General features: G+C 72.4%; 12 protein-coding genes. 4 read left to right on the top strand and 8 right to left on the bottom strand.

Going from position 1 to position 16699, the window contains the following annotated elements; translation table 11 throughout:
• Positions 1 to 44: 44 nt before the first annotated feature.
• Entirely contained in the window at positions 45 to 755 is a 711-nt protein-coding gene (locus tag ACQPZK_RS21035) for a DUF3159 domain-containing protein (protein WP_433534650.1), read from the top strand.
• 286 nt (positions 756 to 1041) lie between these two features.
• On the opposite strand, the gene ACQPZK_RS21040 is transcribed toward ACQPZK_RS21035, so the two are convergent.
• A complete protein-coding gene (locus ACQPZK_RS21040; protein ID WP_433534651.1) occupies positions 1042 to 3948 on the bottom strand; it encodes a glycoside hydrolase family 48 protein in 2907 nt (968 codons plus the stop codon).
• An 838-nt stretch (positions 3949 to 4786) separates the two neighbouring features.
• Here ACQPZK_RS21040 and ACQPZK_RS21045 point away from each other — a divergent pair.
• Positions 4787 to 6130 (top strand): GH1 family beta-glucosidase, encoded by a 1344-nt coding sequence (locus tag ACQPZK_RS21045; RefSeq protein ID WP_433534652.1) that lies wholly within the window; start codon positions 4787 to 4789, stop codon positions 6128 to 6130.
• Positions 6131 to 6207: 77 nt separating this feature from the next.
• Here the strand turns inward: ACQPZK_RS21045 and ACQPZK_RS21050 are convergent, their stop codons facing one another.
• From ACQPZK_RS21050 to ACQPZK_RS21060, 3 genes are all read right to left on the bottom strand, one after another.
• Positions 6208 to 6630, bottom strand: coding sequence for a roadblock/LC7 domain-containing protein (locus ACQPZK_RS21050; protein WP_053652618.1), 423 nt, complete (start codon positions 6628 to 6630; stop codon positions 6208 to 6210).
• Positions 6627 to 9176, bottom strand: a complete 2550-nt coding sequence (locus ACQPZK_RS21055) for a sensor histidine kinase (protein WP_433534653.1) — start codon at positions 9174 to 9176, stop codon at positions 6627 to 6629. Before ACQPZK_RS21055 ends, ACQPZK_RS21050 begins: the two co-directional genes overlap by 4 nt.
• Before the next feature lie 99 nt (positions 9177 to 9275).
• Entirely contained in the window at positions 9276 to 10688 is a 1413-nt protein-coding gene (locus ACQPZK_RS21060) for an FGGY family carbohydrate kinase (RefSeq protein WP_433534654.1), read from the bottom strand.
• Between the two features lie 261 nt (positions 10689 to 10949).
• On the opposite strand from ACQPZK_RS21060, the gene ACQPZK_RS21065 reads away from it, so the two are divergent.
• On the top strand, positions 10950 to 12863 hold the full coding sequence (locus ACQPZK_RS21065) for an anthranilate synthase family protein (protein ID WP_433534655.1): 1914 nt from the start codon (positions 10950 to 10952) through the stop codon (positions 12861 to 12863).
• A gap of 107 nt (positions 12864 to 12970) precedes the next feature.
• On the opposite strand, the gene wrbA is transcribed toward ACQPZK_RS21065, so the two are convergent.
• From wrbA to ACQPZK_RS21085, 4 genes are all read right to left on the bottom strand, one after another.
• Positions 12971 to 13588: an NAD(P)H:quinone oxidoreductase gene (gene wrbA, locus ACQPZK_RS21070; protein ID WP_433534656.1), complete on the bottom strand. Its 618-nt coding sequence runs from the start codon at positions 13586 to 13588 to the stop codon at positions 12971 to 12973.
• Positions 13589 to 13894: 306 nt separating this feature from the next.
• Positions 13895 to 14263 carry a DUF3037 domain-containing protein gene (locus tag ACQPZK_RS21075; protein ID WP_433534657.1) on the bottom strand — a complete coding sequence of 123 codons (369 nt, stop codon included), beginning with the start codon at positions 14261 to 14263 and terminating at the stop codon, positions 13895 to 13897.
• Positions 14260 to 15018: a HipA family kinase gene (locus tag ACQPZK_RS21080; RefSeq protein ID WP_433534658.1), complete on the bottom strand. Its 759-nt coding sequence runs from the start codon at positions 15016 to 15018 to the stop codon at positions 14260 to 14262. The genes ACQPZK_RS21075 and ACQPZK_RS21080 overlap by 4 nt, the downstream gene beginning before the upstream one ends.
• 59 nt (positions 15019 to 15077) lie before the next feature.
• Positions 15078 to 15434 carry a DUF4190 domain-containing protein gene (locus ACQPZK_RS21085; protein WP_433534659.1) on the bottom strand — a complete coding sequence of 119 codons (357 nt, stop codon included), beginning with the start codon at positions 15432 to 15434 and terminating at the stop codon, positions 15078 to 15080.
• Between the two features lie 160 nt (positions 15435 to 15594).
• Here ACQPZK_RS21085 and ACQPZK_RS21090 point away from each other — a divergent pair, with 160 nt between their 5' ends.
• Entirely contained in the window at positions 15595 to 16698 is a 1104-nt protein-coding gene (locus ACQPZK_RS21090) for a winged helix DNA-binding domain-containing protein (RefSeq protein ID WP_433534660.1), read from the top strand.
• Position 16699: the final 1 nt, after the last annotated feature.

Genomic DNA, 16699 nt, shown 5'->3' on the forward strand with positions numbered 1-16699 from the left:
CCGGCTGGTGGCGGTTAGGTTGTGGCGGGGGTGAGGAGGTGGCGGTGAGCGGTACACCGGAGCGGGAGTCCGGGCAGGTCGGGCCCGGCCCGGCGCGGGTCGAGTCCCTGGCGGATCTGCTGGGCGGGCGACGGGGCGCGGTGGACGCCACCCTGCCGCCGGTCGCGTTCGCCCTGGGCTGGCTGATCGGCGGCGAGTCGCTGTGGGCCGGGGTGGGCGCCGCGCTCGCCGTGGGCGTCGTCGTGGCCGGCGTACGACTGCGGCGGGGTGACCGGCCGCGCTCGGTGCTGATCGGTCTGCTCGCCGTCTGCGTCGCGGCGCTGATCGCGGTGCGTACCGGCCGGGCCGAGAACTTCTTTCTGATCCAGGTGCTGTCCAACGCCGCGAGCGCGCTGGCGTGGGCCGTCAGCATCGTCGTGCGCTGGCCGCTGCTGGGCGTGCTGGTCGGCGCGGCGCTGGGCCAGCGCGCGCGGTGGCGACGGGATCCGGCGCTGCTACGCGGGTACGGCCGGGCCAGTTGGGTGTGGACGGCGACCTACCTGCTGCGGGTGGCGGTGTTCGTGCCGCTCTACCTGAGTGGACAGGTGCTCGCGCTCGTGGTGGCCCGGATCGCGTTGACCTGGCCGCTGGTCGCTGCGGCGCTGGCCGTGAGTTGGATCGTGTTGCGCCGGTCGTTGCCACCGGAACACCCGGGGTTGCGTCATCCGGTCGCCGCGCTGCCGGACACCGCGCCGCGACCCGAGGCAGAGGCATAAAAAAGTGGAGAGGCCGCCACGGGGGGAGCGGCCTCTCCGGTGACGTACGTTACTCCGTCAACGTCCTTGGTGTGATCCCGTGACAGCCGGAATTTCTGGGCTTTTTCGCGGCAGTCTTCAGTCCGGGCGGTGGGGTGGGCCGGTCGACCCGCTGCGTTGACCAGATGACCGGCCCACCCCGGCCTGACCGTGGGTGTCAGGCCGTCCGCCGGCCGGGTCCCGTCGTTCCCCCGGACCCGGCCGAACCCCGGGGTGGGCGGGGCACTCCACCCACCCCGGGTTGCTCTCAGCCGTTCGGGAACAACGTCCCGTAGTCGGCGTACGCCATGGCCACATCGGCCTGCGCCCAGAAGCGGTGGTAGTTGAACGTGGGCTCCGGGCCACCGTTCAGGTACGCCTGCACCTTGGGCCAGTCCGGGTCGTTCTTGTAGAACGACCGGATGTCCAGGAAGCTCTTCCCGGCGGCGATGGCGTCGCCGTTGGGCATCTTCCCGGTCCAGCCCGGCGGGACGTAGAGGCCCTGACCGGTGGAGGCGTCGTAGACGTCGTCGAAGCGCTTGTAGTCGCCACGCGTCTCGGTGGTGGAGACACCCTTCGAGTCACTGGCGGCGTCGAGCGCGTCGAGCAGACCCTTGGCGGTGGTCTTCGCCGCCGCGTTGCCCGACTTTGCCGCGTACGCGATCAGGATCCGGGCGTAGGCGGCGGCGACGCCGACGTCCTGGCCCTTGCTGATCACCTCGACGTGCAGGTTGGTGTTGGGCTGCGGGCTGCTCGGGTTCCAGGTGGTCGGCTGGCCGGTCCACTTCATGTCCGACGGGATCGACCAGTTGGTGCCGAGCGTGGTGTTCGCGATCGCCCACGGCACCCACTTGTCGAGCAGCGCCTTGGCCTTCGTGTTGCCGGTCTGCAGGTACAGCTCGGCGATCCGCTGCATCGACCACGCCTGCATGCCGAACCACTGGTTCGACGGCGGGTCGTTGTAGACCGGGTCGACGTCGTAGAACATGCCGTAGAAGGTGCTGGTGCCCGACGGCGGCTGGGCGTAGCTACCGTCCCAGCTGTTGGTCGCGCCACCGGCGATGCCGCCCTCGGAGGACTGGAGCCAGGTGTAGAACTCCAGCTGCCGGTCGAAGCTCTTGGCCCAGTCACTGGCGGCGGTCGCCGACTTCGGCGCGAGCTCCGGCGTGTTGGTCAGCGCCCAGGCCGCGAACGGGTTCTGGTAGCCGAAGTGGTTGTGGCTGGAGCCGATCCGCCAGGACCAGTTCTGGCTGGTGTCGTACGCGCCACCCCAGGCGTAGTACCAGGACAGCAGGTAGTGCGCCGAGTCCCGGCCGCTGCCGGCGGGGCAGGTGCTGGCCCCGACGCAGTTGCCGATCTTCTTGAAGTACTTGTCGAACATCGCGTACCGCAGGTAGTCGCCCATCTTGGCGGCCTTGGCCACGGTGGCGGCGACGTCGGCCTGCTTGCCCTGCGCCTTGGCCCAGGTCAGCGCCCAGTAGGCGGCCTGCACCGCACGGGCGTCGGCGTCCGGGGCGTTGGTGTACTTCCACTGCTTGGCGGGGGCGCCGGTGTCCTTGACGAACAGGTCGAGGTAGCCGTACTGACCGCCGTGCTTGAAGGTGTCACAGGAGGGCTGCGGGATGGTCTCCCACACCGACTCCTGGGTGCCCCGCTGGAAGGTGTTGATGTACGCCGGCTTGGTGGTGCCGTCGCCGCAGCGGCCGAAGCCGTACGTGTTGTCGACGTCCATCAGCCAGTGCATGCCGTAGATGTCGCCGGTGCCGTAGGTGGACTGCAGCTCCGAGCGCAGCGGGTCCTGCCCGACCGAGATGTTCGGGTTCAGGGCCGACGGGTACTGGCTGGGCAGGTTGTACTCCGCGGCGTACTGCGGGGTACCGGCCGAGCCGGAAGTCGGCTGGTCTGAATGATTCGGAATAATATATTTTTCCATCACCGTCCAGGCGTTGTTGAACGGCGCCCAGTTCTGGGTGACGCGGCCGTACTGGGCCTCCAGCCAGATCCAGAAGCTGAACGCCTCCGAGGTGGTCTCGTGGCCGTGGTCGGGCGCCTCGACGATCAGCGTCTCGACCGAGTGGTACGGCACGCCCTCGGGGCTGAAGTAACCCGAATTCTTGATCTTGCCGTACTGGTCGAGGAACTTCTTGATGTAGGCGTTGTCGCCACCGGGGGTGTCGTTGTCGATCTCGGTGGCGGCGACCGCCAGCGAGGCGAGACCGGTGGCGGCGGCGGTGATGGTGGCGCTACCGCCGACGGTGTCGGTGTCCTCGGCTGCGGCGACCGTGACGGTGACCCCGGTGTTCCAGTTGCTGGGGGTCAGCGTGACGGTGCTCGGCGAGACCGTGATGTCGCTGTCACCCGAGGGGGTCAGGGTGACCGGCACGCTCGTCGTCGGCGCGGCGCTGAGCTTGAGGTTGAAGGTGGAGGTGCCACCCTCGTTGACGCTCACCGCAGACGGCGTGGCGACCAGCGTCGGGCCGCTGGCGGCGCCGACGGTGAACGACTTCTCGGCGACCCCGATGCCGTTGGCGTTGTCGTACGCCTTGGCCTGCACCGTGTAGCTGCCGGCCGGCAGGTCCTCCTGCGTGTAGGAGTACGGCGCGGTGGTGTCGGTGTTGATGAGCAGGCCGTTGCGGTAGAACTCGACCTTGCTGATCGTCCCGTCCGAGTCACTGGCGGTCGCGGTCAGCGGCACGTCGGCGGGCGCGGTGAACGGCCCGGAGGGCAGGCTGAGCGAGACGCTCGGTGGCTGGTTGGCCGGGGTGCCGTTGCAGGGGGTGCCGTTCAGGGTGAACGAGGTGGGCTTCGGGTTGCTCCCCGTGTGGGAGCCGTTGAAGCCGATGGTGGTGGAGGCCCCGGTGCCGAGGTTGCCGTTGTACGACTCGTTGGTCGCGGTGACCTCGCTGCCGGACTGGCTGAACCGGGCCGACCAGCCCTGCGTGACCCGTTGGCCGCTGTTCGGGAAGGTCCACTTGAGCGACCAGCTGCTGATCGGGTCGCCCAGGTTCTTGATGGTCACGTTGGCCGTGAAGCCGGTGTTCCAGTCGTTGGTCGCGTAGACCACGTCGCAGGCCGGTGCGGCCTGAGCGGCGCCAGCGGGCAGGGTGACCCCGCCGACGGCGAGCGCGGCGGCGGCGAGGATCGCCACTCGACGGCGTCGTGCCAGATGTCTCATGTGCGCGGTGTCTCCTCGGACCAGGCCGGGTGGTTCCCGGCGAGGCGCCTGCCCGCAGGTGGTGGTACGCGGGGGATTCGAGGCGCCCGGGAAGGTGGTAGCCCCGGGCCCGGCCGGGGTGCGGCGATGCGGCTCGCGCGGGAGGGGGTCCCGCCGGCTGCGCTCGGGTGCCGTGACCGGAGGTGGTGCTCCGGCTGCCCTCGGCGGTCCCGCGTCCACGCGATCTGGCTCCTGTCGCGCTGAATCGACAGTGTGCCATGGAAGCGCTCCCACAACAAGCGCACAGCGAGCTGGTTCACCCACTTGTTTCGATCTCGTTTTGGGTCTTTCACAAAGGCGTGACGGGCGTTACAGTCGCAACATCGGTCGATGGGAGCGCTTCCATCGACAAAGGTTCCAACTGGAAGATCGCCGGGACCGTCCTCGTGGCGGGCCCGGGGAACCATCCGAAGGCCGACGGCGGGCCAGCCCGGACGCCGCCGTCAGCCATCATCCCGCCACAGGGAGGGAGGTGGAACCAGAGCCACTCGCGTGGCCCGGCTCCCGCGCGACACGCACGGCAGGACCCAATTCCGCCCGTGTGTGTGCAGTTACGGTGGGGACGGGGGTTGCCCTCCCCCGTCCCCACACTAAACCCCCGTACACGATGGGAAAAGAGGCCGACGGGACAGGCGCGAAGCGCCGCCCGGTCGGCCTCGTTCGCTGTCCGGGGCCCTCACCCGCCTCGACCCGCCATCGTCGGCCGCCATGACGGCCGGCTCACCGGGTCGAGCGCTTCTGGCCTATCCTGGGAGCGCTCCCGAACCTGGCGGTGGCCCCGTATCCACGAGGAGAATCCATGTCGATACCTACCGGGCCCGCCGGCCCGCTGCGCTTCCCCCGCGACTTCGGCTGGGGCGCGGCCACCTCCGCCTACCAGATCGAGGGCGCCGCCAAGGAGGACGGCCGCGGTGAGTCGGTCTGGGACACCTTCAGCCGCATCCCCGGGCGCACCCGCAACGGCGACACCGGCGACGTGGCCGCCGACCACTACCACCGGTACGTCGAAGACCTCGACCTGATGCGTGACCTGGGTCTGCGCAGCTACCGCTTCTCCATCTCCTGGCCCCGCATCCAGCCCGACGGCAGCGGCGCGCCCAACCAGCGTGGGCTCGACTTCTACCGTCGCCTCCTCGACGGGCTGCACGAGCGGGGCATCGCCCCGATGGCGACCCTGTTCCACTGGGACCTGCCGCAGGCGTTGCAGGACGCCGGCGGATGGGAGTCCCGCGACACCGCCCTGCGCTTCGCCGACTACGCCGACGCCGTCTTCAGCGCCCTCGGCGACCGGGTGCCGGTCTGGCTCACCATCAACGAGCCCAAGACCGTCGTGCAGAACGGCTACCTCACCGGCCACCACGCGCCCGGCCGGCAGGACCCGGACGCCGCCTACCTCGTCGCCCACCACCTGCAACTCGCGCACGGCCTCGCGGTGCGCGCGCTCCGCGCCTCGGACAGCACCAGCCGGATCGGCCCCGCGCTCAACCTGCACCCCTGCTACCCCACCGACGACTCGGCCGAGGCCGCCGCCGCCGCGCACCTCTACGACGGCTACGAGAACCGCCTCTACCTCGACTCGGTGCTCAAGGGCAGCTACCCGCAGGACGTCCTGGCCGACCTGGGCCCGCAGAGCCGCATGGTCCGGGGCATCCGCGACGGCGACCTCGCGGTGATCTCGTCGCCGGTCGACCTGCTGGCCGTGCAGTACTACACGCCCATCTACGTCGCCGCCGACGGCCGCACCGAACACCGCTGGCCCACCTCCGAGGCCGGCTGGCAGCAGATCTACCCCGACGGGATGTACGACATCCTGACCCGGGTCACCCGTGACTACGGCCCGATCCCGCTCACCGTGACCGAGAACGGTCTGCCCACCCCCGACACCCTGGCCGCGGACGACACCGTCGACGACAGCGGCCGGATCACCTTCCTGCGCGACCACCTGGCCGCCGCGCACCGCGCCATCGGCGACGGGGTGCCGCTGGAGAGCTTCCATGTCTGGTCGATGCTCGACAACTTCGAATGGGACGAGGGATTCGAGCAGCGTTGGGGCCTGGTCTACGTGGACTACGTGACCCAGCGGCGCGTGCTCAAGCGCAGCGCCCACTGGTACCGCTCCGTCATCGCCGAGGGTGGCTTCTGAACTCCTCGCCCGGACGGCCGGGCCCGGACGGCTCGGCTCGGGTGAGCCGGTGACCGTCCGGGTCACGGCCGGAAGACTCAGCGGGGCAGCGCCTGCTGCAACTCCGCCCGCAGCGCCGGGGTGAGCATCTCCCCCGCCTGCTTCGCCAACCGCGCCATCTCGTAGCCCACCACGCCGATATCGGCGTCCCCGGCCGCGAGCGTGGCCAGGATCGACCCGTCGCGCACCTGCATCACCAGGAAGTAACCCCGGCCCATCTCGACCACCGTCTGCTTGACGATGTCGCCGTCGAACATCTGCGCCGCGCCCGCCGTGATGCTCATCAGCCCGGACGTCACCGCGGCGAGCTTGTCCGCGTGGTCGCGGGGCAGATGGTCGGAGATCGCCACCAGCAGCCCGTCGGAGGAGACCACCACCGCGTGCGCCACGCCCGGCACCCGCTCCGCGAACGCGCTCACCAGCCAGCTCAGGTCACGTGCCTCCTGGCTCAACGTCGTCACTGTCGTCGTCCTCCTTCGTCGTGCCTCCACGAGGGTGGCACCGGTATCTCGGTGGTGTCCTCGGCCTCGGCACGCCGTACCCCGCTGTAGAGCCGGGAAAGCATGCCGCCGACCGCGTCCGGGTCGAGGTCGGCGCGCGGCGGCGACGACTCCGGCTGGGCGGGGCGGGTGACCGCGGAGAGCTGCGCCATCGGTACGCGCACCGGAAGGCCCCGCTCGTTCGTGCCGGCCGTCACCGGAGTCGCAGGGGGCACGGGCTGGGCTGGGGCGACCGGACCGGTCGTCGGCCCCTGCCGGGACCACCAGCCACCGCCGTCGCCCGCGGAAGCGGCGGCCGGGGCCAGCACGTCCTCGGCGCGTACCGGCACGGGTCGGGTCTGGCGCGGCACGGCGGCGGCCGGCGGGCGACCGGCCACCGGAAGGTCCAACGGCGCGGTCGCCGGCCCGTGGACGCCGGCCGACGGCGGCACCCCCGGCCCACGCTGCGCCGCGGCGCCCCGGGCGGCGTTCGACGCCAGCATGCGGGCGGGCGCGGGCGGATCCAACTCGACCGCGCCGCCGGGCGCCAGCAGGGTGGCCGGCAGCACGAGCCGCGCGACGAGGCCGCTCTGACGTCCTTCGAGCTGCACGTTCACACCGAGCCGGCTCGCCAGGTGACTGACCACGAACAGACCCATCCGCTCGACGGCCGCGACGTCTGCGGCCGGCGGGCTGGCCAGCACCGCGTTCGCCTCGGCAAGTGCGGACGGGCTCATGCCCAGACCGTCGTCGACGATCTCGATGAGCGCGGTGGACGCCTCGACCCGGGCGGTCACCACGACGAACGTGTCCGGACGGGAGAAGGCCGTGGCGTTCTCCAGCAGCTCGGCCAGGAGGTGCACCAGCTCGCCGACCGCGTGCCCGACCACGTTCACGACGCCCATCGGCTCCAGTCGTACGCGCTGGTACTGCTCGATCTCGGCGGCGGCGGCCAGCAGCACGGTGCCCAGATTCACCGGACGGTTCCACCGGCGGGTGGAGTCCGTGCCGGCCAGCACCAGCAGGCTCTCGTCGTTCCGGCGCATGCGGGCGGCCAGGTGGTCGAGCTTGAAGAGGTTCTCCAACTGGTCCGGGTCGCTCTCCTCCCGCTCCAGGTCGTCGAGCAGCTCCAGTTGCCGCTCCACCAGCACCTGGCTGCGCCGCGCGAGGTTGACGAACATCGCGTTGACGTTGCGACGCATCAGCGCCTGCTCGACGGCGACCGTCACGGCGCTGCGGTGCACCGCGACGAACGCCTCGGCCAGCTCACCGATCTCGTCGAGCGAACGGACGACGGCCGGGGCCACGTCGATGGTCGGCACACCACCGGTGACGGTGCGCAGCCGGTCCAGCGCGTCGGGCAGCTCCACCTGGGCGATCCGCAGCGCCTGGCTGCGCAGCAACCGCATCGACCGAGCGACCGACCGCCCGACCAGCAGGGAGATCAGCAGGGCGACCAGCAGCACCGCCACGACGCCGCCGACCACCAGCAGGGTGGTACGGAGCTGGCCGCTGCTGGCGTCGTCGGCCTGGCGCACCGCGTCGTCGAGCACACTCGCCTCGACCTGCCGCAGCAGCTCCTGGCGTTGCTGGCTCGCCGACCACCACTGCTCCGAGGGCAGCACCTCCGGCGCCGCGTCGCCGACCGGCAGGCTGCGCTCCTCCAGGCGGGTGGCGACCTGGAACCCCGGATTGACCGAGGTCTCGTCGTACCGGCGGATCTGGTCGCTGGTGGCGGACACCCGGAACGCGCCGAGCGCGGTGAGCTGCTGGGCGCGCAGGTCGGAGAGGATCACCCGGTCCTCGGTGCCGTACCGGCCGGCCCGGCCGGCGGCGTAGAGCTGTGCGCGGACCCGGGAGGACAGCTCCTTGACCCGGGCGATCTGCACGTAGCGCAGCACCGCGTCGCTCAACCCCGGCCGGTCCTGACCCGGCGTCGGCTCGGCGAGCAGGTCCAGCAGCGCGTCGACCGCCCGGTGGTAGTTGCTCAGGATGGTGTCGTTGCTCAGCACCGCCGGCGGGATGGCCGGCCGGATGTCGACCACCTGGTCGTACGCCTCGAGCACCTCGGAGAAGGCGACCCGCCAGGAGGCGTCGGCGTCGGCCAGCGGCTCGGCCGCCCGGCGCAGGTCCTCGACGGCGCGGTCGGTGGACGACTGCAACGGTCGCAGCGCCGTGGCCGCCGCCTCCCGGTCGCCGTTGCGGCGCAGCTCGCCCAGCTCACCCGCCGAACGGTCCCGCTCCTGCTGGAGCTGGTCGACCACGGCGGTGATCTGCCGGCCGATGCCGACCTGGCGGGAGAAGTCGTTCAACGTGGCCGTACGGCCGACCAGCGCGCTGGTCTGCACGCCCGCGAGCACCAGGAACGCCATGGACGGCACCAGCAGGACGGTGGCCAGCTTGGTGCTCATCCGCCAGTCCCGCAGCCGGAACGGCGAGCGGCGTCGATGCGGAACGACCCGGACGTCGAAGCGACGCCGACGGTGGTTCGACACCGCACCGATCGACGGGTCGGGACCTGCCGCCACCCTGCCTCCTCCGTCCTGCCGCGTCCACCGCGACCCGGGGAGCGGAGTCCATCCAACCAGGCTCGCTGGCACTGTCAACGGCCCGGGCAGGGCGAAAGTTCAGGAAGGATACTGCGGGTGGGAACGTCCTGTCGTGGTCGGTGAGACCAGTTCGTCCGTCCGGCCGATGTCGGCGAGCGCCGCCGCCGCATCCAGGTGCCCCAGCGCCACCAACGCCGCTCCGGTCGCGCCGATCTCCGGGTTTCGTTGGTGCGACACCGGCCGCGGCGCGAGCGCGGAGGCGAACGCCTGACGCCACCACACCGACGCGGCCACCGCGCCGCCCCCCAGCACCACCCCGACCGGTTTGTCGACTGTGGATTCCAGCACCGCGAGGTCCTCGGCGACCAGCCCGCACAGCCCCTGCATCAGTCCGGCCAGGATGTCCACCGCCGTGGTGCTGAAGCTCAGGCCGCGCAGCTCCCCGGTGCCCGCCGGGGCCAACCCGGGCGCCCGGTCGCCGCCGAAGCGGGGGTCGGCGGGTCGGCCACCGCCCACCGGCACCAGCGCCAGCGCCGCGTCCAACTCGTCCCCCAGGGGCAGCCGCAGTTCCCGGTTCGCCCAGGCGAAGAGGTTGCCACCACTGGAGTACGCCGCCCCGGTCACCACGTGGTCGTGGTCGACCCGGTAGCGCCAGAGACGCTCGGGCAGCCGCGGCATCGGCTCGCCGGCCGGGATGCGCTGCATCAGGCGTACGGCGGCGGAGGTGCCCACCGTGACGGCGGCCCGGCTCGGGTCGGCGCAGCCCGAGCCGACGTTGGACGCCCCGCCGTCGCCCACCGGCGGCGCCCACCGGGCCTCGGCCAACTGCGGCCAGCGGCGGGCCCGGTCGGGGCGGAGCCGGCCGTGCCAGTCCAGTTCGCCCAGCGGCGGCAGGTCGCGGGGCCGCGCGCCGGCCAGCGTCAACGCCTCCTCGTCCCAGCGCAGGGTGACGAGGTCGAGCAGGCCCGTGCCGGAGGCCTGCGAGATCGACATGGGCGCCGTCTGAAGCAGTTCGCCCAGCACGTATTCCGGGAGGCCGACGAACCGGGTGATCGGCGTGCCCGACTGGTCCCGCAGCCAGGGCAGGCGCACCGGCCAGTAGGAGCGGTGCCACCAGCAGCCCGTGCGTTGGTGGAAGCCGTCCGGGTCGGCGGGGCCGGACGTGTCGCCGACCGGCGCGGGTCGGGTGTCCAACCAGGTGACGACCGGGCCCAGCGGGGTGCCGTCGCGGTCGAGCGGGAGCACCGAGTGCCACTGCGCGGACGTCGCCACCATGCCCACGTCGTGCAGGTGCCCCGCCTCGGCCAGCTCGTCCAGGCACTCGACGAGGCTGGCGAGGTAGTCGGGGCCGGAGAGGGTGCCCGTGCCGTCGTCCCCGATGGCGAGTTTGACCTTCCGCCGGGCCAGGGCGCCGGGCAGCGGCCGGGTCTCCCCGTCCAGCACCAGCCCGCGTACGGAGGAGGTGCCCAGGTCGAGCGCGAGAATGTTCATCGCCGGTCAAGTTACCCGGTGCCGGCCGCGCCGGGACGAGGGTCCGGCCCGGCACACCCGTACGCCCGATGGGGTCCCGGGTGAGGCCTCGACCGCGTAAGGTGATGCGCATGCTCGCGCACCCAACCTCCTGGTGGCCCGCCGACCCGGCGGCCACCCCCCGCGCGTAGCTCCATCCACGCGGCCGCCACCGAGGCGGCCGCCGGATCTCCGGCCCGATGGCCGCCCCGCTGGCGGCGCCCGGCGCCCACGGAGACCACGATGACCAGCCTGCCCCGCCTGACCGACCTGCTCGCCGCCATCTCCCGCGGCGACGATCCCGGCCCCTTCGCGCTGCTGCGCCGCGAGGGCGCCGACGACCTGGAACTGTTCACCGGCCCCGTCGCCACCGTCGACCGGCTGGCGGACATCCCGCTGTCCCCGGGCCAGCCCGGGGCGCGGACGTTGGCCCTGGTGCCGTACCGGCAGATCGCCGAGCGCGGTTTCGCCTGCGTCGACGACGACGCCCCGCTGGAGTGTCTCCAGGTCCGCGAACACGGTCGGATCCCGCTGGCCGAGGCGCTGGCCGCGCTCCCCGACGAGCCGGTCCGCACCCGGGACGCCGCCTTCGACGTCAGCGACGACGAGTACGCGCGGATCGTGCAGCAGGTGCTCACCGACGAGATCGGTCGCGGCGAGGGCGCCAACTTCGTCATCCACCGCACCCTGCACGCCACCGTGCAGGGGACGCCGTTGGTGGCCGCGTTGGCCGCGCTGCGCCGACTGCTGGTCGCCGAGCGCGGCGCCTACTGGACGTTCGTGGTGCACACCGGCACCCGGACCATGGTCGGGGCCAGCCCGGAACGGCACGTCAGCGTCGACGACGGGCTCGTCATGATGAACCCGATCAGCGGCACCTTCCGGCCGACCGGCGACACCCCGGACCGGGCGGCGCTGCTGCGGTTCCTCGCCGATCCGAAGGAGATCGAGGAGCTGTACATGGTGCTCGACGAGGAGCTGAAGATGATGGCCACCGTCGCCGAGCACGGTGGTCAGGTCATCGGCCCCTATCTCAAGGAGATGTCGCACCTCGCCCACACCGAGTACCTGCTCGCCGGTCGGGGCACCCGCGACGTGCGGGAGGTCCTGCGGGAGACGATGTTCGCCCCCACCGTCACGGGCAGTCCGATGGAGAACGCCTGCCGGGTGATCGCCCGGCACGAGCGCCGGGGCCGGGGCTACTACGCGGGAGTGCTGGCGCTGCTCGGCCACGACGACGCCGGCCGGCAGACGCTGGACGCGCCAATCCTGATCCGTACCGCCGAGATCTCCCCGTCCGGCCGGCTGCGGGTGCCGGTGGGCGCCACCCTGGTCCGGCACTCGACGGCGGCCGGCGAGGTCGCCGAGACCCACGCCAAGGCGGCCGGGGTGCTGGCCGCGCTGGGTCTCGGCCCGGCGGCGTCCGCCGGCGAGCGCGGGCCGGTCGTGCGGCTGGCCGACGACCCGGAGGTACGCGACGCGCTCGCCGCACGTAACACGCCGCTGGCCCGGTTCTGGCTGGACCAGCGGTCGCCCGATGCGCCCGGGCTGCCCGGGCTGGCCGGCCGGCAGGTCCTGATCGTGGACGCGGAGGACACCTTCACCGGCATGTTGGCGCACCAACTGGGCGCGTTGGGCCTCGCGGTCACGCTGCGCCCGTGGCACGTCGGCGGGCCGGTCGACGGGTACGACCTGGTGGTGGCCGGGCCCGGTCCGGGTGACCCGGGCAGCCCGGACGACCCGAAGATGGCGGCGCTGCGGGACCTGCTCGGCGAGTTACTGGCGACCGGTCGACCCACCCTCGCGGTCTGCCTGGGGCACCAGGTGCTGGCCGGGCTGCTGGGGCTGCCCCTGCACCGCAGGGACGCGCCCTACCAGGGGCTGCAACGGGAGGTGACGCTGTTCGGTCGGTCCCGCCGGGTGGGCTTCTACTCCTCGTTCACCGCCCGCGCCGAGGTGGACCGGCTGGACACCGCGTACGGGACCGTGGAGCTGGCCCGGGACGTCCGCGACGGATCCGTGCACGCCCTGCGCGGGCAGGGCTTCGCCGGGGTGCAGTTCCACCCGGAGTCGGTGCTCAGCCCGGACGGGTTGACCGTGCTGACCGAGGTGTTGACCGACCTGCTGCCGGCATCACGCCCGGTCGGCCAGGGGTAGTCCTCGGCTCGTCCGGCATGGTTGTCGTCGTCGCGGGGTAGGGCTGGTACGACCGGTGGTGCGAGCGGGCCGAGAGCCCCCGCCCGCGCCACCGGTCGCCGTCGTGCTCAGGCGCCCATGCCTTGCTTGAGCGCCGTGCCGATCAGCACCGCCCGGCGGGCGGTGAGGGCGCAGGCCTCCAGCGCCACCGCGTCCGGGGCGATCTCGCCGTTGTTGCTGGTGTGCGAGGGGCCGTACGGGTTGCCGGCGATGAACTGGCTGGAGTCGGTGTAGCCGGGGGGAACCACGACCCCGCCCCAGTGGTAGAAGACGTTGAAGAGGGACGTCAGGGTGGTCTCCTGGCCGCCATGCGACGTCGCCGTGGAGGTGAAGGCCGCGTAGACCTTGTTGGCCAGCGCTCCCTGCGCCCACAGCGGGCCGGTGGTGTCGATGAACTGCTTCAACTGGGCCGCGATCATGCCGTACCGGGTGGGCGATCCGAGGATCGTCACGTCCGCCCAGGCCAGATCGTCGATCATCGCCTCCGGGACGTCCTGGGTCTCCAGGTGGTGCGCCTGCCAGCCGGAGTTCGAGCGGATCGCCTCGTCCGGCGCCAGCTCGCGCACCTTGCGCAGGCGTACCTCCGCGCCGGCGTCGCCGGCGGCCTCGCACACGGCCTGCGCCATCTGGTAGGTGATGCCGGTGGCGCTGTAGTAGATCACCGCCACCTTCGTCTGGGCAGCCATCAGAGTTGTCCCCTTCTCGTCTCGGGTCAGCTCCCGCGACTACCCCTGCGGCCCGGAGACAAACGACAGATCGCGGTGTACCGGTCGTCCGGGCTCAAGTTTTCCGCAAGTTCCCGGACGTTCCGATCCGGCCGCCCGCGCGGACGGCGATCCTGATGCCATCCGGTGTCGGCGTGCGAACCCGCCGCCCCCTGGCACCGGCGCCTGAACGGGGGATCGCGCTCCGCCGGCAACGGCGCCGGCGTAGCGCGATCAGGGGTCCGCCGCTTCCGAGGACCCGCCCGGCCGCTCAGGCCGACCGGCCGTTCAGCGGACCAGCGTCGTCATCAGCCGGTCCAGCTCGGCTGCCGGGTCGGCGGTGAGGCCGGTGTGCACCGGGCCAGCCTGGATCATCGTGCTGCGGGGCGCGGCCAGCCAGTGGAAGCGCTCACCGAGCCGCATGCGGGTGGCCGGCCCGTCACCGGAGCATGTCCGGTCCAGCGACTCCAGCACCGCGGCGACGGCCGGCAGGTCGACGTCGGGCGCCAGGGCGCGCGCCCGGTCGGCGTCCAGGTGGGTCCGCGCCGCCAGGAAGTCACGCTGCTGGCAGTAGAGCAGCACCCCGACGTTGATCTGCTCTCCGCGCTCGACGCGGGGCACCAGCCGGATGACGGCGTACTCGAAGGGGTGCCTCACGCCGCGCTCCCCGCCGGTAGCCAGTCCGCCGGGCGGGCGACCCGCCGCGACAGGTGCGACACGTACGCCTCCCGCGCCTCGTCGGCCGAGTCGAAGTCGGCCGCGGTCAGCCACTGGGCCGGCACCAGCTCCAGCACCTCCCGCAGGAGGTCGGGGGTGATCCGGGCGGCCAGCTCGTCGTTGGCCTCGGCGACGCGGTCGGCGTACGGCGCGAGCACATGGTCCTCGGCACGGTAGGCGCGGTGTACGGCCGCGTCGGCGCGGGGCCAGTTGTGGTGGAAGTACAGCGAGGCACCGTGGTCGATCAGCCACAGCTCCCGGTGCCAGATGAGCAGGTTGGGGTTGCGCCAGCTCCGGTCGACGTTCTCCACGTACGCGTCGAACCAGAGCACCCGGGAGGCGAGCAGCGGATCGACGGGGTGCGCCACCGGGTCGAAGCCGAGCGCGCCCGGCAGGAAGTCCATCCCCAGGTTGGCGCCGCCGCTGTTGCGCAGCAGCTCCTGCACCTCCTGGTCGGGCTCGGCCCGCCCGATCACCGGGTCGATGTCGAGGACGACCAGCGGCGGCACCCGCAGGTCCAGCCGGCGGGCCAGCTCGCCGCAGATCACCTCGGCGACGAGCGCCTTCGGCCCCTGCCCGGCGCCGGTGAACTTCGCCACGTACGTGCCGAGGTCGTCGGCCTCGACGACGCCCGGCAGTGAGCCACCCTCCCGCAGTGGGGTGACGTAGCGGATCGCGGTGACCTGGCGGAGCACGCCGCCCACCCTACTGGGGGGGCCAGCGCCACGCCCTGGCCCCCACACCCGGGCGCACGTCAGTCGAGCTTGTCCCGTAGGTCGTTGACCTGGTTCTGGAGGCGGTCCACCGCGTTCTCGTTGTTGACGAACGTGGTGATGCCCGCGGCGAGGCCCAGGCCGATCAGGACCGCCAGGATGCTCAGCACCAGGCCGCCGATGGCCACGCCCCGGCCGGTCACGCCCGGCCGGCGGGCCATCTTCAGCCCGACGATGCCGAGGACGATGCCGATGATGCCGAGCACCAGCCCGACCCAGGCGAGGATGGCGGTCAGCACGCTGAGCAGGCCGGCCACCCCGAAGACCAGAGCGAATGTGGCGGCCGCGCTGGTCTTGGCCCCGGTGGACGCCCGACGGGCCCGAGAATCGGCAGGCATGCCGGCACCCCGGGCCGGTTCGCTTGCGGCAGTCATGGGACTCCCTTCCGTACGCGCGGCGCGCGTACTTCCGGCCGGGCGCATTCCCACCGGCGCGGCGGTTAACCGTGCGTGTCGGTGGCCGGGCCTAGGCTGCGGCGTGGCGACCGGAAGGGGTGCGATGACTGCCGACCTCAGCGCGACCGAAGCGCTGGCACTGCGGATGACCAGCCTGCTGCTGCGCCCGCCCGTCCGGCCCGGCACCGCCGCCGAGGTGGTCCAGTGGTTCGGGGCGATGCAGGCACAGGACCTGGCGAGCGGCCTGTGGTCGCTGGGCGCCCGACTGCCGGGGTGGACGGCGACCGACGTGCAGGCCGCGCTGGAACGCCGCGAAGCGCTGCGCACCTGGCCGATGCGGGGCACCGTGCATCTCGTACCCCCCGCCGACGCGCGGTGGATGCTGGAGCTGACCGGCGTACGCTCGCTGGCCGGCGTGGCGAGCCGCCGGGCACAGCTCGGCCTCACCGAGGCCGACGCGGACCGGGCGGTGGACGTGCTGGGGGCGGCGTTGACCGGCGGCGGCCGACTCACCCGCGCGCAGTGTCTCGCCACCCTGCGCGAGGCCGGGATCGGCACCGACGGCCAGCGCGGCTACCACCTGCTCTGGTACGCGAGTGTGCGCGGGGTGACCTGCGTGGCGCCCACCATCGGCACCGAGCAGACCTTCGCCCTGCTCGACGAGTGGGCGCCGGAGCAACGCCGCCCGGAGCGGGACGAGGCGTTGGCGCTGCTCGCCCACCGCTACGTCCGGGGCCACGGGCCGGTCACCGACCGCGAGTTCGCCGGGTGGAGCGGCCTCACCCTGACCGACGCGCGGCGCGGCCTGACCGCCGCCGCCGACCTGCTGAGCACGGTACGCGTCGACGGCGAGCCGATGTACGTGGACGCGACGCTGGCCCACACCTCGCGGGCCCCGGCGGCCGAGGTGCTGGCGCTGCCGGGCTTCGACGAGTACCTCCTCGGCTACCGGGATCGCACGCTGATGCTCGACCCCGCGCACCGGGCGGCCGTGGTACCGGGCAACAACGGCATCTTCCAGGCCACCGTGGTCCGCGCCGGTCGGGTGGTGGGCGTGTGGAAGCGCAAGGTCGGCCGGCGGGCCGTCACCCTGACGGTACGGCCGCTGACGGCCATGACCACGGGCGACCGGGCCGACGTCGAGCGGGCGCTGACCCGGTACGCCGACTTCCTCGGGCTGGCACCGGCGTTCGACTGGCCCTCCTGAG

Source organism: Micromonospora sp. CA-249363, assembly GCF_050950185.1.
Classification (GTDB): domain Bacteria; phylum Actinomycetota; class Actinomycetes; order Mycobacteriales; family Micromonosporaceae; genus Micromonospora.

What these genes read in the sequence shown, in the direction of transcription:
- ACQPZK_RS21040 (WP_433534651.1), bottom strand. Translation starts at nt 3,948, where the DNA reads ATGAGACATCTGGCACGACGCCGTCGAGTGGCGATCCTCGCCGCCGCC.
- ACQPZK_RS21045 (WP_433534652.1), top strand. Translation starts at nt 4,787, where the DNA reads ATGTCGATACCTACCGGGCCCGCCGGCCCGCTGCGCTTCCCCCGCGAC.
- ACQPZK_RS21060 (WP_433534654.1), bottom strand. Translation starts at nt 10,688, where the DNA reads ATGAACATTCTCGCGCTCGACCTGGGCACCTCCTCCGTACGCGGGCTG.
- ACQPZK_RS21065 (WP_433534655.1), top strand. Translation starts at nt 10,950, where the DNA reads ATGACCAGCCTGCCCCGCCTGACCGACCTGCTCGCCGCCATCTCCCGC.
- wrbA (WP_433534656.1), bottom strand. Translation starts at nt 13,588, where the DNA reads ATGGCTGCCCAGACGAAGGTGGCGGTGATCTACTACAGCGCCACCGGC.
- ACQPZK_RS21085 (WP_433534659.1), bottom strand. Translation starts at nt 15,434, where the DNA reads ATGCCTGCCGATTCTCGGGCCCGTCGGGCGTCCACCGGGGCCAAGACC.
- ACQPZK_RS21090 (WP_433534660.1), top strand. Translation starts at nt 15,595, where the DNA reads ATGACTGCCGACCTCAGCGCGACCGAAGCGCTGGCACTGCGGATGACC.